Source organism: Psychrobacter sp. GP33 (genome assembly GCF_014119005.1).
Taxonomy (GTDB): Bacteria; Pseudomonadota; Gammaproteobacteria; order Pseudomonadales; family Moraxellaceae; genus Psychrobacter.
Genome location: NZ_JACGYX010000001.1, coordinates 41722 through 63683, shown reverse-complemented (window position 1 = coordinate 63683; position 21962 = coordinate 41722). Strand labels below are relative to the sequence as shown.

Sequence of the window (21962 nt, the reverse complement as noted above, 5' to 3'; positions counted from 1 at the left end):
AACCTACAGATTATGTATTTTTTGAAATATATAAAAACTTCCCCACCTAAATAAACTCCCTCACCACATTCATCACTCGACCATCTACTGTACGCTCTATTTTATCTTCGATTTGACTACACTGCGACTCGATTTCACGTCTCGACAGCCCGACTATTACGAAAGTCCATTCACTGGCATCATGGCGATCACGCTCTCCACTTTCGCATACCGCGACACTTGGCGTATTACCAAAGCGCGCATGCAAGCCGCCCATGCGTTGGCGTTTTTCTTTTAATGAGCCACATCCGGGTAAAGAAAATGTCAACGTGAGGATGCCGATATGCATGTGATTTTCCTTATACAGAAGGTGGGAATGATTCAGTTTTCAAGCGCATTACAGACAGCGCAATCCACATACTGTTATGATGCGATTAATAATGAGCAACGACCGCTGAGAGATGACTATGTGGCAGATATATCTGTTTATTCTACCGATTGGCTTGGGCATTATGACCTTGGTTGCTAGCCTGATGTGTCTGTTTGCCTATTTGACTTCTAATGAAAATGCCACGCGCCTGCCTGCATTTAAATGGTTTAAACGCTTACTCATTGTGGCATTCATTTTGCTGAGTATCGGTATTTTTTTGACATTCAATAACTTTTGGGTCAGCCATCGCTAAGAGATTGATTTTGCTAATTCTAAAAAGAATAAGCCGTCCTTTTTGGGTTCACCATTATTGCCATCTTCTGGAAATGGCTCGGTATTGCCGGTGCTGAGATAGCCACGGCGCTGATAATAAGCGAGCAGCTTTGGGCGACCGTTTAATACTAGCATTTTGATAACAGTAGGGTTTTCCGCACCAGTAGATGAATTGTCAGTTGTTGAATTATTGGTCGATAAATGACGCTGTGCAAAGGTTTCAGCTGCCTGCAACAATGTATTCCCAACGCCGCATCCTTGCAATTCTGGATGCACTGCAAACATGCCAATGTGAGCGCTGCCATCATGTATGCCGACATTGATACAGCCTAATATCTCGCCACTTTCTTCACCGTCACGCTGAGCATTGTCTGTTTTTGGATAAACAAACAGATATTGCGTAGGGTCAGCAATGACACTTTTTAGCTCGTCTTGATTGGTACGGATGCCGCCGACCAGCTCAAACTCATTCGTCCAGCCTTCATCAAAGCGATAGCAACGATTGAGAAAGCTCTCAAGCGCCAAAATGTCATTAGGTACTGCTAGGCGTAAAAATACGGAGCTGTCTGTATGGTTATCGGTCATATGCGTCTCCTTATTTAACTTTGAAAATTTAATCTTGAAAAAAGGCTACCAAGATAAAATAAATGATAGCCTTTTTCGTGGTTATTTCTTTAAAGGTTGTTTTTGATTATTATTTATCACTATGGATATATTTCTAGCCGTTTTAGCTGCTTTTTATTAAAGCGATAAAGCGTGAGCTTGGGCAATAATATCAAATCTAGCGTTAATCTGCGCGCGGGTTGGCGCATGACCAAGGCGCAAGAGTTCACCAAAGGCAATCAGCTCCTTATCATGACCAAGCGTACTTGCGGCAGTGGCGCGGCTATTATCTTCCTCATCATCAAAATAGTATTCAATATAATTAAGCGTGTCAGGGGTTCCGATTAAAATATTATGATCGGGTGTTTTGGCATGTCCGCTGTAGCGCAAGCTTTTGCCATACTGCATCGTCCAGAAAAACGGTACACGTTCATCAAGCGAATGAACGCTATCATCTTTTAAAATTGCTGCTGCCGTGACCAGACCATGTTGCAATGCCACACGCCAATGCTCGATTCGCAATCGTCCCATTTGACCGTCTGCCTTAGCAATATCACCCAGCGCATAGACGCCATCGCGCAATTGTAGATGACTGTCAACCTCAACGCCTTCACGGGGGTTGATTTCTTCGCCCAGTAATTCTGTACGTGGTAACACGCCTGTGCCCAAAATCACAATATCGGCATCGAGTTGCTCTCCATTGGCAAGAGTAATGCTACCTACCGTTGTCGCACTATCGCTATGTTCAGTGCCATTAATAGCGTTGACAGTGGCATCGAGTACAAACTTAATGCCGTTATCTTCATGCAATTTAATCAATGCATTACTGACGGTTTCTGAGATGATATTACCCATAACCCGCTGATTTTGCCCAATGACAGTAATAGATTTACTCGTGCCTGCCTGTGCTAATGCTGACGCGACTTCCATACCGATAAAGCCCGTACCAACGATGACGACATTTTTATTTTCACTGGCAGCTTTAATAACTTTGGCATCGTCCATGCTGCGCAAGGTGTAAACACCATTAAGGTCAGCACCTTTTATGGGTGGTACAATAGGAGATGCACCCGTTGCGACGACTAAAAAGTCTGCGGTTAATTTTTCGCTATTATTTGAGCCATTACCTTTTTTATCATTGCCTTTAACATTATTATTATTAATAATTAAGGTGCGCTCACTTGGCAAAACTTCGCTAACGGTTTGGTTCAGGCGTAACTCAATATTCTGTTTTTCTGCCCAATCCGTACCACCAAGTAACAGTTTGTCTTCAGACATATTGCCCGCTAAAAATGCTTTAGATAGCAGCGTACGATTATAAGGTGCTTTATCATCAGCACTGATTATCGTAATTTTACCGCCATAGCCCGTATTGCGCAGATGATGCGCGGTCATAAAGCCAGCCGCTCCACCTCCGACGATAACGGTATGCGTTGCCTCAAGTTTATTAGTATCAATAGTATTATCTACTTTCGCTGCGGTATTGACAGTCAGACTATCGCCATTATCAGTGAATTCATATTGCGTGAGACCTTCCGTTGCCACTGGCTCCAATAATGACCCATCACGGCTATCAAAGGTGCCATGATGCCACGGACAAATGACGCGATTGCCACAACGTAATCCCGTGCCTAAATCTGCACCGGCATGAGGACATTTACCGTCGAACGCATGAAACTCATCATCGTCACGAGTGATTAAAATGATACTATTATCTTCTTGTTTATACGACTTCATACCACCACTGGGAACGTCAGCTTTATTGATGGTTACGGTATTAATCTTTGAGTCAGTCATAAGTCATCCTTAACGGTAGCGATTGCTGCCTTATTAATTATAATAATGAGTAAAATTTATTATCGTGAGCGAAATAGCGTCATGAATACACAGACATTCTTGATAGTAGCAAGCCTACTCAAGTTCAGCTGTATACTTGTATGGCTGGCGCGTAGCAAAACGTAAACTGAAAGCATTTCCACTTTCTTATACCTGTTCTTATAACCATCATTGAAGCCTATTTTATGACTAATCATGCTTGTACTGTACTCATAGCGCCGACCGCCATCCTGCCAGCAGATAATGCAACATCTGACCTCATATCAATGCCTGATATAGCCACACTTGATATAGCAGCAATAGCCGATACCGCCAAGTTACCACAACCGATGACACCGCCTATTTTGCAAGCCCAATATAAGGCAGTCGCAACTGACTTTGTGGTTAATGAAGTTCTGCCGAATACCTTTACTGATGAAGGCGAACATTTATGGCTACATATCCAAAAAATGGGTATGAATACCGCGTATCTGGCTAAATTACTAGCAGAGTGGGCAGATATTCCATTGCGCGATATCGGCTATTCGGGGTTAAAAGATAGGCACGCCTTAACAACGCAATGGGTTAGTTTGCGCATTCCTAAAAAGCAATTACCCCCAACCCCTTTTGCGCCTGTTGATCTTGGCGACGATGAAACCGTACAGATACTGGCACAGCACTGGCATCATAAAAAATTGGGTCGCGGTGCGCATCAAGCCAATCAATTTATCATTACCTTACGTGATGTTCAGTTGGCAACCGATAACTTAGATGCAGAACAGCAGCTCATGGCAAAACAAAAGATAGCACAGCATTTAGAGCACATCAGCCAAATGGGCGTACCCAATTATTTCGGTTCGCAGCGCTTTGGTCATGGTGGTAATAATATTAAAGAGGCGCTAAGATTGTTTGCTGAACCTGCACGAAAAAATAATGTTAAAAATAAGCGCAAACGTGCACCAAAAGAGCACCATACCATGGCATTGTCTGCCGCACGCAGCTTGGTATTTAATGAGATTTTAGCAGTGCGAGTACGTGACGGCAGCTGGAATACAGGCATGGCAGGAGAAGTATTTAACCTTAACGGCTCAGGCTCGATATTTTCAAGTGAAGAAATGGACGATGCCTTACGCGCACGACTTGTTGAAGGCGATATCCATCCGACTGCCCCATTGTGGGGCGTGGACAATGATAAGGTAAGTGGCGCAGCGGCAGCTTTAGAGAATGATGTAGTACAGCAAAATCCAGTGTTAACTCAACTGGCAACAGGTCTAATACAACGAGATATTAAAGCGCAACGGCGAGCATTACGCTTGCCCATTGAAGGTTTAAAGTGGGAATGGCAGGACGCACAAACGCTGGTATTATCCTTTAACTTGCCTACAGGTAGTTTTGCAACCAGCGTGCTTGCCGCTTTGGTGCAACAGCTGCATTTATAATCAGCTTGGTAATTAACATAATTTTAAACTGTTGTTTAAGCTATTTTAAGAACAGTTTTTCTTAAGAGCTATTTTCCATTTATTAGCTGAATCAAGTGCCATAACCATAACGCGGCTCCGAAATACTACCCTCTGCAAGTAACTCATTGGCGCTAAGGACGCAATTACGTCCACGTTCTTTGGCTTTATACAGCGCTTTATCCGCCGTACTGATAATACAATTGCATATGTCACTGGCGAACAGCTCTTGATGTTGTTGACTGAGCTTCAATACCGCGCGCTTATCAAGGCGTGGCTTTGTCCGATAGTGACCATTTATTTCAAGGCTCCTAACACTAGCATGTGCCTTTAGATTGACAAACGGGCCGCCATCTCTGATACTCCAGGTGTCTTTAGCAAGATTGGTGTCGGCAGGTTTCCATTCTTGTTTGATGCTAAATAACCTATCATAAACTAAGGTATATAACCCCATACTAGCGGTTATCTGAAGTACAGCGCCGCCCTCAAGCTGTACCGCATGTTCAGCGATATTTTCACGTAATTGCTCAGCAAGTGCCATCGCATGCTCATGCCCAGTATCGGGCAGCACCACCAAAAATTCTTCACCACCATAACGACTCACAATGCCTATATCGCTAAAGGTATGGGTGAGTATTTGTGCTATCTCGCAAAGCACCTGATCGCCCACCTCATGACCATAGTCATCATTAATGCTTTTAAACCAATCCAAATCCATCAAGATAACACTGGTGTTTTGCCCAGCGTTAGTGGCGATGATGGTCTGCTGCATTTGGTTCAAACCAAAGCGGCGATTATTTAAGCTGGTTAGCCCATCTTGATTGGCATGCTGTAGGATTTCTGCTTTACTATTATCAACTATTAATAATAAAAGACGGAAGACATACACCATAAAAATGGCTTTAGGCAAAGCTAAATATAAATGGGTTGAGCGCCAAAAAAACGAAGACGATAAGCGCAGCTTGTGCACCATCTCCCAACTGATAGTACCATTTTTGAAGATAGAAGCAGTTATCGCGTTTTCTAGGGTGGTGGTTTCGCTGTAAGTGAGATAGCTGTACGTATCGAGGGGAATAGAAGTAATGGTAAGCTGGCGTAAATTGGGCAACTTAACACCCAAATAGGGAATGAGAGTCACGACGATAATTAATGCAATGTGCCATAAAAAGGCATACCAAATATATCGCCTTCGTAGTAGCATCATCCCAAGCATTGCACCGCCCATCAGCGATACGCCAGAGACCAAACTGCTATGCCCCATGACCAACACCATAACCGCAATGTAGATACTATAAATAATAATTAAAACGACTTGCCAGTAATGCAGGCGCTGATAGTCATTTTTTACACGAGCAAAATGCCCAACCATAAACCAGAAGTACAGTCCCAGTATAGTAACGCCTGCCCATAGTGGATATAGCAGCGCCATATCGACGTATTTGCCATACATGTCTCTTCGTAACCACACATATAAGCACCATAACCAATGTAATGAGACTTCCATGACAATGAACAGCGCCAATAGCGAGGCCTTATCAGCCGCTTGCCACTCAAAGATGATTCGAGTAAGCTTTTTATAGGCCAGTTGGTAAATCGATACCGCCATAAATTTGCCACCACATGCGTTTCTGTGTCGTTATATTGCAGCTTTGTTACATCCAGTGTGGCAATTTTCACGGAAATTAGCAATCGCTTTCTATCTGTTTACGCCCATAAACTGAGGATATATGTAACGATGAAACAGAATAAATTTTGGCAGGGATACGTTTATTATTGACTTAAATTGAGACGATTGAAATAGCAAATTAATGATTATTAATATACCGAATAGGACTATTTACGGGCTTATTATATTTGGTATGAGTCAGAACTGTTCCCAAACTCCCTGCTGTTCAGGATTGACTGTTGGAACATCACCAATACGCCGCCATGGCATGTTGCTACCATGAAAGTCACTGCCAATAGAAACGGCTAATTCATGTTCAGCAATTGTCCGATCGACCATGCGGCGTGTACTTAGCGGTTCACTATTTGCTGGCAACTCACAACCATCACCACCCAGCTCGGCAAATTCGGCAATCAGTTTGCGCACCCGTGTGGCTGACAGCTGATAGCGGGTCGGATGTGCCAATACTGCCTTGCCACCGCAAGCCTGAATCAGCTCAATGCCATGCGCCATACTAAGCGCCTCAATAGGGACGTAAGCGGCTTTATTGTCAGCAAGATATTTATCAAAGGCTTTTTGTACCGTTTTGACCAAACCGCGCTCAAACAAGACTTGCCCAATATGCGCACGCCCCACTGCTTGTGGATTATTACCGGCTTTGGCACAAATCTCTTGCCATAGCTCATCATAATCAACCTTTAACAATGCGCTCAATTTTTCAGTGATGCGTTGCCCACGTGTGGCGCGACTGTCTTGCAACTGCTGCAAGGTGGCGTGCATTTGCTCACGGTCTGTAAAATTTAGCCCAAGCACGTGCACAATTTTATTGGTGGATTTATTTTTGCCATAACCGCCATCTAGAGTATGCTCACAGCTAATCTCAACGCCATTAATCAATTGCATGCCGCAGTCAGTAGCTGCCAGTCGTGCTTCATCAATACCCTTTAACGTATCGTGATCGGTCAATGCCAACACGGTAACCCCAGCACTGTGCGCGCGCTGTATCACCTCGGCTGGCGCAAACGTACCATCGGAGTAGGTACTGTGACAATGTAAGTCGATTTTCATGGGAGAACCTTAGCAATTTTATGAATGGGGGTAAATCGTGTTCGTGAGATGGGCGCGCTTTAATGATTGTGACTTAAATAGGTATGGCTTAAATAGGTGTGGCTTTAATGATTGTGACTTGTCGGCTTTTTTTTAGCACAGGACACGTGTAAACTAGCCTCTACGTTTTTGATGGACATCCTACCTGATATGAAAGCCTTATTAGACTTCATTCCCCTGATTGCCTTTTTTATTGCCGCACGCACCCATGGTATTTTGGCAGCAGCAGGGGCGTTATTAGTTACTACCCTCATTGTCTACGCGATTCATTTTGTGCGGCAAAAGGGTAAGTTTGATAAACAGCAATGGGTCGTCTTGCTATTAACCGTAGTCTTCTGTGGCGGTACCTTATTGCTACGCGATGATATCTATCTGCGCTGGAAATCGCCCATTATCAACGGTATTTTTGCCCTAACCTTATTGGTTAGTGTGGCAATTAATAAGCCACTGATGCAATTAGCAATGAAAGATGTCTTTAACCTATCTATGAGTGGCTGGAAAAAGCTGACCGTGGCATGGGCATTTTTCTTTATGCTCATGGGTGTCCTTCATTATATCACGGCATTTACCATGAGTGATGAGGCGTGGATTAACTTTAAAACCTATGGTTGGATTCCAATTATGTTGGTATTCGTGGTCGCTCAATTCTTGATGTTAAAAAAGCATTTAAATCCAGCTTTGACGGATAAAACCGTAAAATAAAAGACTACTGTTTATTTATTAAAAAATTTAAACATTAGCTAAAAACTATTATTAATTAAGGATATGACATGCCTTTATTTGCCATTATTGGTCATGATATTGCCAATAGCGACGCTCAGCGTAAATTGACTCGCACTGAGCACCTTGCCCGCCTGCAAGTGTTGGATGCGAAACAGCGCTTGCTAGTTGCTGGACCAACGCCCATTGAACATGGTCAAAGTGCCATGTCGGGCAGTATTGTCATTGCTAAATTTAATTCGCTAGATGCGGCGAAAGAGTGGGCAAGCGCTGAACCGTATCTGCGTGATGGGGTATATAGTCATGTCGATATCAAGCCCTTTATTCATGTGTTACCAAAACCTGAAGAAAGCCTGTCAGCAAATAAAAAAGAGACGGGAATAGAGGCGAAGACATCGTGAGAGCATCGACGATACCGTTAAAACCCGGCAAGCAATCATTACATCGCCGCTATAGTCTAGCTACGGTTTTGCTCATGTTAACACTCATGACAGCAGTGGGCGCGCAGGCAGCACCAGCAGATGCTGTAGCGAGCCAACCAGATACTAGCGTCGCTACAGATGGTCAAATAGATACGACCTTAAGCTCAACTGCGCTTACGCCTACGCTCGCCATGCAGCGCCAACCCGCGCCTTCTGCCCTCAGCACTGCCAATCAGAGATTAGTCACCGAAAATGTCAGCCTGCAACGGCAAGTAGATGACTTACAAACGCAAGTGAATGTACTGATATACGAGAGCAAAGGGCAGCTCTTTGTGTATGGCGCAATGACCGCCCTGATTAGTCTAGCGCTTGGCGTGTTCATTTCATGGCTGATATTTAGACGCCGGTCGCGTTGGTAGCTTTGCAATTAAATCAGCCGCAACTGACTTAGTAGCGGTTAAATTAATAGCAACGGGCATTACTGTCAGCCTTATCACTCGCCTAACAATGGGTAATATTCTAATACCTGTACGCCTTGCTTGTTCCCTTATCTGATGTGAGCTTTTATGTCTCAACCTATCGATTCTACCTTTAGTAATGTTCCACGTCGGTTCAGAAAACAAGCGGAGCAACTGGCTCTAAAGCCATCTGAGCACCCCAACGTCATCACCCCAGCTAAGATCGATTGGCAGACCGATGATATGGGCAATCAAGTGCCTATTTCGGGTGAATTTGGCGATGTGTATTTCTCCCATGCAGATGGCTTGGCAGAATCGCGCCATGTGTTTCTTAATGGCAATCAGTTGCCGGAGCGTTTGGCAATATTAGCACCATATCAGTGCTTTACCATTGCTGAACTGGGCTTTGGTACTGGGCTAAATTTCCTTGCCTCATGGCAGCTATGGCAGAAACTACGCGCTTCACATCCTCATTTGCGTACGGCACGCCTGCATTTTATTAGCACTGAATTACACCCGATACCGCTACCCGACTTAACTCAGATACTGAGCTTATGGGCACAACGCGCGCCTGAATTAGCCGAACTGATTGAGCCATTATTAGCCGATTATCCACCTTTGATTGCTGGCTGCCATCGCCTAAACTTTATCAGTGATAACCTTACGCTTGATATTTGGCTAGGTGACGCCGCTCATAGTTTGGCAAAATTACATAAGAATCCTGATGACCAGTCTACGTCCCATATTGATGCGTGGTTCTTAGACGGTTTTGCACCATCTTGCAATGAATCATTGTGGGCGGATAGTATATTTACCCAAATACAGCGTTTATCACAAAGAGGCACGACTGCTGCTACTTATAGCTGCGCAGGTATCGTAAAACGAGACTTGCAGGGCAGTGGTTTTAAGATTGAAAAAGTCGCAGGATTTGGGCGAAAACGCGAGATGTTAACGGCAGTTATGGTGAATGCGGCGATAGCAGAGGATAATCCGTCAATAGAACCACAAAAAATCATCTACCGACCGACCCATAGTGTGGTTATCGGCGCAGGCGTTGCCGGCTTGATGACGGCTTGGTCGCTGGCAAATCGCGGTATTAAAGTGACTTTACTAGACAAAGACGCGCCGCTTTCAGGCGCATCCGGCAACCCACGTGCCCTACTCGCGCCTAAGATGACTCCGATTCATCATGTTGATGAGCATCTGCATACCATCAGTTATCTGTATACCAGCCGATTTTATCGTTACTTAAATGAGCAAGCAGCTATTTATAATACGCCACCTATACTTGAGACTACTGGAGCGCTTGAATTGTTAGTCAAGTCTAATGTCACTATCAAGGAGATTTGCGATTACCCCAATGCGATGGCTACCACTTTACCTAACAACCAAGCTAAAACAATAACGGGGCTTAGCGCGCTCGATTTATTCGAAAACTTATATTTACCTAAATCCGGTCTGGTCAATCCACAAGCCTTAAAGAACGAGATACTCCGTCATCCGTTAATTACTTTTAAATCGTTAGTCGTGACTCAAATAGATGAAACTGCTGATAATGTTCGCATTAGTGGTTACATTGATAAGACTAACAATGTTCAAGATAATAACCTGAACAACGATAGCAATAATAAGAAAAGTGACATTATTATTAAAACTATCGAAGCCGATAATGTGGTTATTTGTGCCGCTTACGAAGGTCGTAAATTAGATAGTCGAATTGCTAATTGTCGTACCATTCGCGGGCAGCTATCTTGGTTTACCCCCACTATTGAGCAGCGCGCTGACTTACCAAAACTGCCCCTAAAATATAGCGGCTACTGTGCACCCTTTGTTGCACAAAGTGGCGATGCCACACTAAACAATATGACGGAAGGACAAGCGCAGTTTTTACTGGGTGCAAGCTTTATAGATACCGATAAAGACACACGTATTCGCTCGGAGGAAAATCAGCAAAACCGTGATAAATTGATTGCCGATATTCCAGAGCTTGATAGTATCTTGCCAAACGATACCGGTAATTGGCAGGCGCGCGCAGGCATTCGTACCCAAACCATTGATTATCATCCTTTAGTTGGATTATTGGTAGGCAGTCAGCGCATATGGACGCTATCGGCAATGGGTGCAAAAGGATATGCCATCGCGCCGCTATGTGCGGAAACATTAGGGGATATGATGTTAGGAACATTTCCCCCTTTATCAGCGAATATGTTGACAAAAATATCACCAAATCGGGCACGCATACACAAGAACCCCATATAGCCAAACTCATATAACCTATTACGCACTTTTTCTATATGACGCGACTCTGTTCATTTTTGCTTTTCAGCTAAGGAGCTGACCTTATGTCTTATCCTTTATCGTCCATATTTACTTCACAATCATCATATAAAAAGCCGCAGCGTGTTGCTCAATACTGCCTTGCTCAATACTATGGTAACGCAGCAATAATAGCGATGATGGGTTTAACTCTAATGCTAAGCGCCTGTCAAAAATCCCCTGATATCCAAGCAGAACCCACGGCGGAGTCCAATGCGATTACTATTGATAATAATACGCAAAATGCAGCCGTTGTTAATGAGCCGAATCTTGAGCCGAGTAATAATATATCAGCTAATGAAGCTCAAAACAGCACATCAACCCCATTAGAAAATGCGCCTACTAATGGCACCGATATTACGCCTAATCCTGAAACTATGCCGCTTAGTAATCAACAACCTCGAGGCACTCAAGTCACTGACGTCCATTACCGCAGTGCAGCAGGCGAGACCCTAACCGTAGTCTTTCAAACGTCAGCGACTGGCATTTTGAATGCGGTCATCACCTTATCCAATGACACCAAAATGACCCTAAGTGCGCCTGAAGGACAAGGCAACAATCCCACTTATCGTTCAGTCGATGGCAAAATAGAGCTGGTCAGCCATCAAGGAGGTACGGTCATAGATCTGATTCGTAATGATACTGTGACCAGCTTTACTGCTGTTAGCGCTGAAGCGGAAGTTATCACTCAAACCTAATATGAATAAAAAGCTAATCTTAAGATGTCTTGACGTTAGGTTTTTTTACTAAGGGCATTTGACACGCGCCAGCCCCTTGAGTGGTCACCGTCACCACTGCACCCGTTAAAGAAAATAAATGCTGTAGCTGCGTTTGGGCATTTTTTAGTGCCATATCCATCACATCACCGCGACAAGCGCGCTCAAGCACTTCTTTTTTTGCCATACTTTGGGCTTGTTGCAATATTTTCGGATCGACTTTCATAAGTCCAAAAGCACCTGTTTGCCAATCATAAATTTCGATATTATCGAGATAAACGGAAAATATCTCTGATGGTGGCAAGGTAATATTAATTTGCGGCATGGTAGCAATAGGGCTTGCGCCTTCAGCAATGGGCATATCATTATCTACATTTTTAGGGTTCTTAGCCTTTTCAATATCTGCTGGCTGCACCACTTGCACCATATCAGGCGTCAATGCGCTTAAATCAATGCCCGCTTCTACCCGACCATGAGCAATAAATAAGCCCTTTTGCTCATCTTGCCACAGCTTCATCCAGCTCCCTTGTTTTTGACTGGTAATCACGGTATCTACACTAAAAGCCACCGTTTGCAAACGATTAAGTTGCTGAATTTGTGTCACCACGCCTTCACGGGTAATAGTCTCAATCGGTTCTTCTACCGCCCGATTTTGCATATTATAAAAGGTATAAGCAAGCGCTAAAAAACTGAGCAATAAGACTACCCATGTCGATTTTGAAACCGATTGTGTACTTTTTAGCTGTTTAGTCAACGGGCTACTAACGTCTATTGAGTCACCTTTATTATGAATATTTGCGTTATTGCTGTTATTGGTTTTCTTGGCGACATTTTTCTTATCATTGGTTTTCATGGCGATAATTTCACTGTGTTGTTAGCTTTTACAATAAGCGATTAATGCGTCTACTCGGTATTCACTTCAAGGTATCGCTACCTATTGTCTACACTTAATGTGGCTTTAGATCATGGGTTTGAGTAATGGGTTTGGGCGCTGTATACGTCTAAATCGCAAAAAGGGATTGCGTCTTAAGCGAAGTTTACCTAACATAGTCCGATTGTATCGATAAAATTTCGACATAAATTTATTTTTAGGCTTGCAGACCGTAAATAGGTCAATTATTCATACGTCCATTACGGTTTATCCCATTGTTGTTGCAGCTATAAACAGTAGCTATAAAGGTGCGCTTACGGCAAACAGATATCTCCAGCCAAATGCTCACCGTTCTACTGTTTATTTTTATTTGCTCGTTGATAAGGTTATGCTTTATTTATGAAAGCCAGTCAATTTTTATTTGCCACGCTCAAAGAAACCCCTAGTGATGCCGATATCGCCTCAAGCCAATTGATGGTGCGTGCCGGTTTGATTCGTAAAATCGCATCTGGATTGTATATCTGGTTGCCTATGGGATTGCGCGTGTTGCAAAAAGTCGAGCGTATCGTTCGCGAAGAGATGCAAAATATTGGCGCACAAGAAGTGCTCATGCCGATGACTCAGCCTGCTGAGCTTTGGCAAATGACCGGACGTTTTAACGATTATGGTCCTGAGCTGTTGCGTTTTAAAGACCGTCACGACCGTGATTTTGTATTAGGTCCAACCCATGAAGAAGTGATTACCAATCTGGCACAAGGTGAATTACGCAGTTATAAGCAGTTGCCAATTACTTTTTTTCAGATTCAAAACAAATTCCGTGATGAGATTCGTCCACGTTTTGGGGTGATGCGCGCGCGTGAATTTACCATGAAAGATGCGTATTCCTTTCATGTTGACCAAGCATCATTAGCCAAAACCTATCACGAAATGTATGACGCTTATACACGCATCTTTACCCGTTTGGGTCTTGATTTCCGTGCGGTACAAGCGGATACCGGTTCGATTGGTGGTTTTGCCTCACATGAGTTTCACGTTCTAGCGGATAGCGGTGAAGACGATATCGCCTTTTCAGATTCGTCTGATTATGCTGCGAACGTTGAGCTTGCCGAGTCTATCAGCACCGCTGAGCGTCAGCCGGCGACCAAGCCACGTGAAGATGTGCTCACTGAAAATATGCCAACCTGTGAAGCGGTGGCTGATTATCTTAATGTTCCACTGGCGACCACGGCTAAGACCTTGATTGTGCAAGGGCATACCGCTGAAGGTGAGCCACAGCTTATCGCCGTCGTCTTGCGCGGTGACCATACGCTTAATACCATTAAAGCTGAAAAAATCGAAGAAGCCAATGTACCACTCACCATGGCAACTGAAGAAGAACTCAAAGCAGCTGGTTTGCATAAAGGCTACATTGGCGTTGAGCTAGACATGCCCGTATTTGTCGATCGTGCTGCCGCTACCTTATCTGATTTCGTCTCTGGTGCCAATGTAGTCAATAAACATACTATCGGCATGAATTGGGAACGTGATGCGCGTATCACCCGTGTGGTTGATATTCGCAACGTCAATGAAGGCGACCCGTCACCTGACGGCAGAGGCACGCTACAAATCAAACGCGGTATCGAAGTCGGTCATATTTTCCAATTGGGTGATAAATACTCACAAGCCATGAACTGCAATGTGTCTGGTGAAAATGGCAAACCGGTAACGCTTATGATGGGCTGTTATGGTATCGGTGTGAGCCGTATTATTGCTGCGGCTATCGAGCAGAACAATGATGAAAACGGCATTATGTGGCCACCAACGCCAAACGTTAGCGATTCACTGGCGCCATTTGAAGTTGCAATCGTGCCGATGAAGTCGAAAGAAGACACCGTCATGGAAACGGCAACGGCACTATATGAAGAGCTTAAAGCGCAAGGCATTAATGTGTTGCTTGATGACCGTAACGAGCGTCCGGGCGTGAAGTTTGCCGATCTTGAATTGATTGGTATTCCGCATCGTATCGTAGTGTCTGACCGTAACTTAGCAGAAGATAAGTACGAATACGTCAATCGCCGTGATAGCGAAAAACAACTACTTAGCCGTGACGAGTTATTGGCAAAACTGACTGCTAAATAGTCTGAAGATTAAATAGTTTAAAGATAAAAAATGTCCAATAAAAAGTGCCTATTGTATTGAATACGATAGGCGCTTTTTTTATACTTAAAAATTTATTTAAAAACTATTCACAGTGCTTTCATTACTGACGAATTAAGCGACTAGGTGCTGGCAATAATGCGATATCACTCACACGACAAGGATTGATATCAATACCGCCGCGACGTGTATACCAAGCACGTACTATCAATGAGCTGGGCTGATAATGCTCACTTAAATCGGCAAATATCTGCTCCACACACTGCTCATGAAAGCCATTGTGCTGACGAAAGCTTAAAATATAACGCAACATATTGGCTTGATTGACTGCTTTTTTAGACGTCATCGACACCGCCAAAGTGCCCCAATCTGGCTGATTGGTCACCGGACAATTACTACGGAGTAGATTAGAATAAAAACGATATGTCTGGCTATTACATTCTTCAACATCTGTATGGCTGCCCACATTATTACTCAGTAATGAAGCATCATGATGCGCGCTTAATACAACTTTATCGCTACAATCTGCTAGCGCATTATCAATACAAATACCCTCAGGCTGGGTAATTAGTAAGTCAGACTGCTCATCTTCTAGCGCCAATAAATCAACGCTCACCTCTGCTTGTAAGCACGCAGATAAGTCCCGAGCAATCAACGCTTGGACATCTTGCCAGCTGGCAAATTCTGTAAAATTTAAGCTATTAAAATACAGCTTTAGTGATTTAGACTCAATAATAAACGGTGCGCTGGCAGGAACGGTCAAGCGCGCCATCGCCACTTGCGAGATACCTTGAGGATTGAGCCATGACATCTCAAAGGCATGCCACCAATCAACGCCAACTGTGAGCTTATCTGCCTGCCAGCCAATCGCATCACGCCCGATGCTACGAGCAATAGGATATAAAGTCTCTGGACTATATTGGGTCGGATAATCCGTTGTCTGCTCGCCTAAAATACCATGAATACTCATTTATTTTCCCTATGTTATAGCGGTCATTATTTTTAATCGTATCATTACTAATATTAACCGTTTACCTACAAGCGGATACGCGAGCCATTACTTAATAAGCGATAGGAAATCACATAAAAAATAACGCAAAAGGCAAAAATAGCGCTCATCGAATACCAGACATTGACATCAGAATGACCAAGAATGCCGTAACGGAACGAGTTCACCATATAGACAATCGGATTTAGCAGTGAGATATTGTGCCAAAATGGCGATAAATTCTCCATTGAATAAAATACACCGCCAAGAAAGGTCAGCGGTGTCAGCACAAAGCTTGGAATAATAGAAATATCGTCAAATGAGCGCGCATAGACCGCATTAATAAAGCCGCCTAAGGAAAACAAAATAGACGTGCCAAGTACGGTAAATATCGTCACAAATAAATGCTCAATGCCAAGCTTAGTAAAGAATAGCGCCACAATAGAGACAATAAGCGCAATAATTAAGCCGCGAAAGATACCACCACTGATATAGCCCATCAAGATGGCATGCTTAGAGACCGGAGACACTAAGAGCTCTTCAATACTGGCGGTAAATTTGGCACTAAAAAAGCTTGAGACCACGTTAGAATAACTATTGGTAATCACCGCCATCATAATCAAACCGGGTACGATAAACTGCATATAGGGCACACCGCCCATATCCCCAACACGCCCGCCAATCATCTTACCAAAGATGACAAAGTACAACGCCATAGTAATCACTGGTGGTAACAATGTCTGTGGCCAAATACGTAAAATGCGGCGGATTTCTTTGAGTAAAATCGTACGAAACGCAATCCACTTTTTAGCAAATGACATGGTTTCATTTGGATTGACCTTAATAACTTGTCTCATAATCCCGCCTCTTTCATGCTGTCCTCGCTCTGAATATTTTTATCCACCAGCCGCATAAACAGCTCTTCTAGGCGATTGGATTTATTACGCATACTACCGACCTCAATACCAAGCTTAGTGAGCTGCTCAAACACACAGTTTAGCGACTCACCTTCACTTAATGTCACCTCTAGCGTCAAAGAATCAGGCTGCTCAATGGCAGTCACATTATCAATCACTAAAGGCTGGGATAGCGGCTTGGTTAAATCTAATACAAATGTCTCAACCGACAATTGGGCAAGCAAGTCTTTCATTTCTGTATCAATGCGGATTTCCCCATGATCTAAAATTGCTATACGCTTACACAGCTGCTCCGCCTCTTCCAAATAATGGGTGGTTAGGATAATTGTGGTGTTTTCTTCGATATTAATTTGCTGCATAAATTCCCACATTGAGCGGCGCAGCTCAATATCAACCCCAGCGGTCGGCTCATCAAGGATAAGAAGTTTGGGCTTATGAATCAATGCCCGTGCAATCATCAAACGGCGTTTCATACCACCTGACAGCTCGCGCGACATATTATTGCGCTTATCCCACAGCCCCAACGCTTTGAGCAAACGCTCAGCACGTGGCTTGGATTCTTTAGCAGAAATACCAAAATAACCTGCTTGAGTAATCAAAATATCTTGAACTTTCTCGAACTGATTAAAATTAAACTCTTGCGGCACTACGCCCAAATATTGCTTGGCAACAGATGGATTTGCCAACAAATCAGTGCCAAAAATATGCACGCTGCCGTTGGACGGCTTAAATAAGGAGCTGATAATGCCAATCATCGTCGATTTGCCCGCACCATTTGGTCCCAATAGCGCAAAAAATCCGCCTTGCGGTACGGTTAAGCTGACATTTTTCAATGCCGAAAAGCCATTATCGTAAGTTTTGGATAAATTTTGAATCGAAAGTGCGGGTACCTCAGACATGCAGACCTCTATGCTTATTGATAACACGATATGATATTAGGATATCTCGTATCAAATAATATATAAATGGATTATGTAGTGCTTTAATGTGAGGCTAATTGTCAAGAATTTCAACGCTAAGACATGATTAATCGGCAGATAAACCTTACTGCCATAAAAAAGCGCCCATCTCATTAGCTGAAATAGGCGCTCTCACCACTTAATCATTAAACTAAATATTTACCGTCACTATTCAAAACAGCCATTTCAATCTAATGATAACTCTAACATAGTAACTTAGCTCAATAACAAGCGGTATGCTGATACTAGCTATGTAATAAACTAGCTGGCTTTAGTAATCATATAATCAACAGCGTTTTGTACTTCTTCATCAACGATATCCGCGCCACCTTTGGCAGGCATCGCATTAAAGCCGTTGATAGCGTGGGTATATAAAGTCTCTTTACCCTTAGAAATACGTGCACCCCAAGCACCAGCATCACCTAGCATAGGCGAGCCAAGCAAGCCTGTTGCGTGACAGGTATGACATACGGCATTATATACCGCTTCACCGTCACGAGGTCCGTCACCGGCTGCAGGACCAGAAGAGCGCGCTGTCACATCACACGGATCACCGCCCTCAAAACAGACAGTCGCAACCGGCTGAATACGCGCAATCAGATTAGGGTATAGGGCAATCAGTTTTTGTACTTGAGGCGTATCTTCAGGGACAGGCTCTTCGGCAGCAGCAGGTGCAGCTTTTGCCATTTCTTCAGCAGGAGCGGCGCCGTCTGTGGTATCAGCTGCAGCCTGTGTGTCGTCACCCAGCTTTTGAGGAGCGTCAGCGACGACATCCTTTGCTTCTGCCACATCAGAAATAGTCACAGGAGTATCTGCAATATCTTCAGCTTGGCTCACCGCGATACTAGCGATTCCTAGAATGGCAGCTGCCGATAACATCACTACTTTTCTCATTCGTCACGTTCTCTTATTACGTATACAAGAGGCTGGCATGGTTTGTGTCGTCTACTTGTCATTATTAAAATACTGTTAATAAACACATTTATAACGACAAATAGACCTCAAATTAGCGCACACCCTTGGCATCGGTGATTATCATTGGTAATTTTCCCTATCATTATAAGGGAAAAGACGGGCAAATTGCCATGCTTGTTTGCCCACTCGCTTGTTTTTTATTAAACAAACTCAATAGCGGGCTTCACGCATTGGCTTTTACACTTTTTTTTGTTAGACTAGGCGGTCTTTATTTATCGGCAGCTTTTGAGATAAATGAGAATTTGTTACTTTTTTTAGAATATTGTCTTTTCAGAATAAAGCCATTTTGAATAGACACAATATGCGCTCGTAGCTCAGTTGGATAGAGTATCGGTCTCCGAAGCCGAGGGTCGTGGGTTCGATTCCCGCCGAGCGCACCAATCATTGTATTTCGCCATTTCCTCACACTACCTCATACCGCTATATCCCTTTAATATCATCATTCTACGTCTTTACCTATCACTTACTATTACATAATAGCACCATTACAACGTTGTTAAATTTGTTGTACATATACAACATTTATAATAGTCAGCTTTTAAGGCCTGAGGTTAACTAAACGGAAACGCTTATAACAAAGATGAGCTTACCTCTGCCTCTGTTTTAGCTAAATATTTATAAAGTGTGGTTATTTTTCTGGCCAATAGTAACTGTCAGGTAGCGTTCTTGCACCAAATAAGGCTTGACCAATACGGACGATAGTTGCACCTTCTTCAATAGCAATCTCAAAATCCCCTGACATCCCCATAGACAATTCATCCATACTCATATGAGAAGGTAGGTTTTCTTTTAATCCATCTCTTAACTGTCGCAGTAAAATAAAGCAATCTCTAACTTTTTCGGTATTATTTGACAGTAATGCTAGCGTCATAAGCCATTTAACTTGCAATCTATCAAAACTCTTAATCCGCTCAATAAATTCAGAAACCTCTGTGGGATGCAGACCGTACTTACTATCCTCATTCGACGTATTAACTTGAATTAATACATTCATGCTTCGATCTTCAACTTCCAACCTTTCCTGTAGTTTTTCTGCGACTTTCAAGCTATCTAGCGCCTGAAACTCAGTTGCAAATCGAGCGATATATTTGACTTTATTGGTTTGCAGATGACCGATAACAGACCACTCAATAGGCAAATCAACCATTGAGTCAGACTTCTCAAGCGCTTCTTGTACTTTATTTTCACCAAAGTAATTGAAACCAAGCTCAAAAGCCATTCGCATCACTTGTTCATCAACGGTCTTCGTCACTGGCAGTAGACGAACGGAATCGACATTTCTATTCGCACGGTGGCATGCCAACTGAATTCTCTGTTCTATGTCTGCAAAGTTGGCAGATAGCTCTTCAATGGTTTCAGCTCTTTTGTACGGAGGTCTAGGTATCACTGTAATTTACTCCATTATTAACTAATAAAGGTAGCTCATATATAGTAGGCCTACATTATCTTTATTACCATATTTTAATGACTATACGGCACTTTACTATTTTGTAGTAAATACTGGCTCATCAGAAAGATCGACATCTTTGAAATTTTTAATACCTTTGTTCTTTTTGTTGTTCCATACGACGGCTAAACCTAAATAAGTCATGAGCACGGATAATATAGGGCTTAAAAAGCTCATAAAGGCATACGGCGCAAACTCAAAGCCGCTAATACCCAATGTTGCGACTACAAATGCGCCAAATGTGGTCCATGGCATGACCGGTGCCATCATCAATCCACCTTCGCTCACGATACGCGCCAGCATCGCTCGACTTAGCCCAACCTTATCAAACTGCTCTTTAAAAAGCTCACCATTTAAAATAAAGGACATATACGCCTCACCGAACGCAGCCGTTGAGGTCATTGAGGACATCATAGTCAGTAAGGTCAGTGAACCCACCGTTTTGGCTCTACCTACCAGCCCAGCAACCAAGACCTCCATATAGCCCACTTTACTTAAAACACCTCCCAATGACAACGCCATAAATGCCACAGAGAATGTCCACATCATACTTTGGATGCCGCCACGATTTAATATGGGATCCACATAAGCCGAACCTGTAGAGATCTCAAACCCTGAGTTTAAAAACTCTAACGTGTCAGGCACACTGGCACCCTGAAAGACGACCGCGACTACCAAACCGCTAATTACTGCTATGGTCATAGATGGTAGAGAGGGAAACTTAATCACATTTAAGGTCAAAAGAATGACTATCGGTAGCATAACGATGGGGTTCAAATTGAAATTGTCTGCTAATACCTTCCGCGTTTCATTAATAATACTCAGATTCGCGTCATCTGACCCATACTGGAAACCTAAGTATACGAACAACGCTAAAGTAATAAAAAAAGCAGGCGCTATCGTTTGCAGCATAGCTTTGAGCGTTTCATACAGATCAGCACCTGCCGACATAGAGGTAAGATTTGGCGTATCAGAAACAGGAGACATTTTATCTCCGGTAATCGCACCAGATATAATCATACCTGCGGTAATGGGAAGCGGAATGCCCAAACCCTGACCGATACCTATAAGGGCAATACCTACCGTGCCTACTGTCCCCCACGATGTCCCAGTACACAGCGCTGTTATCGTACATAATATAAACCCCGCTGGCAGAAAAACAGTGGGTGAGATAAACCCTAGGCCATAATAAATAATAGCCGGAACGGTCCCCGCTGCCATCCATGCAGCAATGATTGCGCCGATAGCAATAAAAAACCATAAGCCAAAAGTTGATTCTCCAATGCTTTTTTGAATCAGCACCATTAAATCATTAAATCTATAGCCCAAGGTTCTTGAGATTAAGGTGACAAAGACCATACCGAGCAGTAAACCTACTTGTATTGATACGGTTTTAAAGATCATGATACATAGAACTAGGCTGAAAATGACTGACAATAACGCCAGCGCTGCCAACTTAAAAGATGGCTTTTTAAATCCCTGAGTTTTCCCGTAGCCTTTCATTTGCAATTGCTCTTTGTTTTAGTTATATACAAATTATGAATTTATCATATTTTAGCCATACTGAATAAACCGTAGAGACAAACTCGGTCACTTAATCACTCGAAAATAAGTTTAACGTGACTAAAAAAGCGGTGACTACATCCAACCATCAATCAAACCTAAATTTAAAATGAACAGAAAGTTATCTATTTTTTTCTGTCAAAG

At 43.2% G+C, this 21962-nt stretch carries 20 protein-coding genes and 1 tRNA gene; 9 read left to right on the top strand and 12 right to left on the bottom strand.

All coding sequences use genetic code 11. The features are described from left to right. Nucleotides 1–46 precede the first annotated feature (46 nt). A complete protein-coding gene (locus H2245_RS00275) occupies nucleotides 47–328 on the bottom strand; it encodes a DUF503 domain-containing protein (protein WP_182405031.1) in 282 nt (93 codons plus the stop codon). Between the two features lie 112 nt (nucleotides 329–440). Between H2245_RS00275 and H2245_RS00270 the strand changes: the two genes are divergently transcribed. Beyond that, nucleotides 441–662 (top strand): hypothetical protein, encoded by a 222-nt coding sequence (locus H2245_RS00270; protein ID WP_182405030.1) that lies wholly within the window; start codon nucleotides 441–443, stop codon nucleotides 660–662. On the opposite strand, the gene H2245_RS00265 is transcribed toward H2245_RS00270, so the two are convergent. Both H2245_RS00265 and H2245_RS00260 read right to left on the bottom strand, forming a co-directional pair. After that, a complete protein-coding gene (locus tag H2245_RS00265; protein ID WP_182405029.1) occupies nucleotides 659–1267 on the bottom strand; it encodes a GNAT family N-acetyltransferase in 609 nt (202 codons plus the stop codon). The two genes, H2245_RS00270 and H2245_RS00265, sit on opposite strands and share 4 nt — an antisense overlap. 156 nt (nucleotides 1268–1423) lie before the next feature. Further along, nucleotides 1424–3082 carry an FAD-dependent oxidoreductase gene (locus H2245_RS00260; protein ID WP_182405028.1) on the bottom strand — a complete coding sequence of 553 codons (1659 nt, stop codon included), beginning with the start codon at nucleotides 3080–3082 and terminating at the stop codon, nucleotides 1424–1426. Nucleotides 3083–3306: 224 nt separating this feature from the next. Between H2245_RS00260 and truD the strand changes: the two genes are divergently transcribed. Then, nucleotides 3307–4539: a tRNA pseudouridine(13) synthase TruD gene (gene truD / locus H2245_RS00255; protein WP_259365014.1), complete on the top strand. Its 1233-nt coding sequence runs from the start codon at nucleotides 3307–3309 to the stop codon at nucleotides 4537–4539. A 91-nt stretch (nucleotides 4540–4630) separates the two neighbouring features. On the opposite strand, the gene H2245_RS00250 is transcribed toward truD, so the two are convergent. Together H2245_RS00250 and H2245_RS00245 are read right to left on the bottom strand one after the other, a co-directional pair. Beyond that, on the bottom strand, nucleotides 4631–6163 hold the full coding sequence (locus H2245_RS00250; RefSeq protein ID WP_182405027.1) for a diguanylate cyclase: 1533 nt from the start codon (nucleotides 6161–6163) through the stop codon (nucleotides 4631–4633). 258 nt (nucleotides 6164–6421) lie between these two features. Beyond that, on the bottom strand, nucleotides 6422–7291 hold the full coding sequence (locus H2245_RS00245) for a PHP domain-containing protein (protein ID WP_182405026.1): 870 nt from the start codon (nucleotides 7289–7291) through the stop codon (nucleotides 6422–6424). A 189-nt stretch (nucleotides 7292–7480) separates the two neighbouring features. On the opposite strand from H2245_RS00245, the gene ispZ reads away from it, so the two are divergent. From ispZ to H2245_RS00220, 5 genes are all read left to right on the top strand, one after another. Then, nucleotides 7481–8032: a septation protein IspZ gene (gene ispZ / locus H2245_RS00240; RefSeq protein ID WP_182405025.1), complete on the top strand. Its 552-nt coding sequence runs from the start codon at nucleotides 7481–7483 to the stop codon at nucleotides 8030–8032. A 68-nt stretch (nucleotides 8033–8100) separates the two neighbouring features. Beyond that, nucleotides 8101–8451: a YciI family protein gene (locus H2245_RS00235; protein WP_182405024.1), complete on the top strand. Its 351-nt coding sequence runs from the start codon at nucleotides 8101–8103 to the stop codon at nucleotides 8449–8451. Continuing rightward, nucleotides 8448–8891, top strand: coding sequence for a hypothetical protein (locus tag H2245_RS00230; protein WP_310734102.1), 444 nt, complete (start codon nucleotides 8448–8450; stop codon nucleotides 8889–8891). Before H2245_RS00235 ends, H2245_RS00230 begins: the two co-directional genes overlap by 4 nt. Before the next feature lie 282 nt (nucleotides 8892–9173). After that, entirely contained in the window at nucleotides 9174–11189 is a 2016-nt protein-coding gene (mnmD, locus tag H2245_RS00225) for a tRNA (5-methylaminomethyl-2-thiouridine)(34)-methyltransferase MnmD (protein WP_404944639.1), read from the top strand. Between the two features lie 83 nt (nucleotides 11190–11272). Further along, on the top strand, nucleotides 11273–11944 hold the full coding sequence (locus tag H2245_RS00220) for a hypothetical protein (RefSeq protein ID WP_182405022.1): 672 nt from the start codon (nucleotides 11273–11275) through the stop codon (nucleotides 11942–11944). Between the two features lie 19 nt (nucleotides 11945–11963). On the opposite strand, the gene H2245_RS00215 is transcribed toward H2245_RS00220, so the two are convergent. After that, nucleotides 11964–12815, bottom strand: coding sequence for a DUF4230 domain-containing protein (locus H2245_RS00215; RefSeq protein ID WP_182405021.1), 852 nt, complete (start codon nucleotides 12813–12815; stop codon nucleotides 11964–11966). A 417-nt stretch (nucleotides 12816–13232) separates the two neighbouring features. Here H2245_RS00215 and H2245_RS00210 point away from each other — a divergent pair, with 417 nt between their 5' ends. Next, complete coding sequence (locus tag H2245_RS00210; RefSeq protein ID WP_182405020.1) at nucleotides 13233–14951, top strand: proline--tRNA ligase; 1719 nt, start codon at nucleotides 13233–13235, stop codon at nucleotides 14949–14951. Nucleotides 14952–15072: 121 nt separating this feature from the next. Here H2245_RS00210 and queF read toward each other — a convergent pair whose 3' ends face one another. The 4 genes from queF to H2245_RS00190 form a co-directional block, all read right to left on the bottom strand. After that, a complete protein-coding gene (gene queF, locus H2245_RS00205) occupies nucleotides 15073–15939 on the bottom strand; it encodes an NADPH-dependent 7-cyano-7-deazaguanine reductase QueF (RefSeq protein WP_182405019.1) in 867 nt (288 codons plus the stop codon). Nucleotides 15940–16004: 65 nt separating this feature from the next. Further along, nucleotides 16005–16778, bottom strand: a complete 774-nt coding sequence (locus tag H2245_RS00200) for an ABC transporter permease (protein ID WP_182405641.1) — start codon at nucleotides 16776–16778, stop codon at nucleotides 16005–16007. 32 nt (nucleotides 16779–16810) lie between these two features. Then, nucleotides 16811–17773, bottom strand: coding sequence for an ABC transporter ATP-binding protein (locus H2245_RS00195; RefSeq protein ID WP_182405018.1), 963 nt, complete (start codon nucleotides 17771–17773; stop codon nucleotides 16811–16813). 321 nt (nucleotides 17774–18094) lie between these two features. Further along, nucleotides 18095–18727, bottom strand: coding sequence for a cytochrome c5 family protein (locus tag H2245_RS00190; RefSeq protein ID WP_182405017.1), 633 nt, complete (start codon nucleotides 18725–18727; stop codon nucleotides 18095–18097). 384 nt (nucleotides 18728–19111) lie between these two features. On the opposite strand from H2245_RS00190, the gene H2245_RS00185 reads away from it, so the two are divergent. Continuing rightward, nucleotides 19112–19188 (top strand) — tRNA-Arg (locus H2245_RS00185). A gap of 248 nt (nucleotides 19189–19436) precedes the next feature. On the opposite strand, the gene H2245_RS00180 is transcribed toward H2245_RS00185, so the two are convergent. Together H2245_RS00180 and nhaC are read right to left on the bottom strand one after the other, a co-directional pair. After that, on the bottom strand, nucleotides 19437–20195 hold the full coding sequence (locus H2245_RS00180; protein WP_182405016.1) for a YggS family pyridoxal phosphate-dependent enzyme: 759 nt from the start codon (nucleotides 20193–20195) through the stop codon (nucleotides 19437–19439). 96 nt (nucleotides 20196–20291) lie between these two features. Further along, entirely contained in the window at nucleotides 20292–21758 is a 1467-nt protein-coding gene (gene nhaC / locus H2245_RS00175) for a Na+/H+ antiporter NhaC (RefSeq protein ID WP_182405015.1), read from the bottom strand. Nucleotides 21759–21962: the final 204 nt, after the last annotated feature.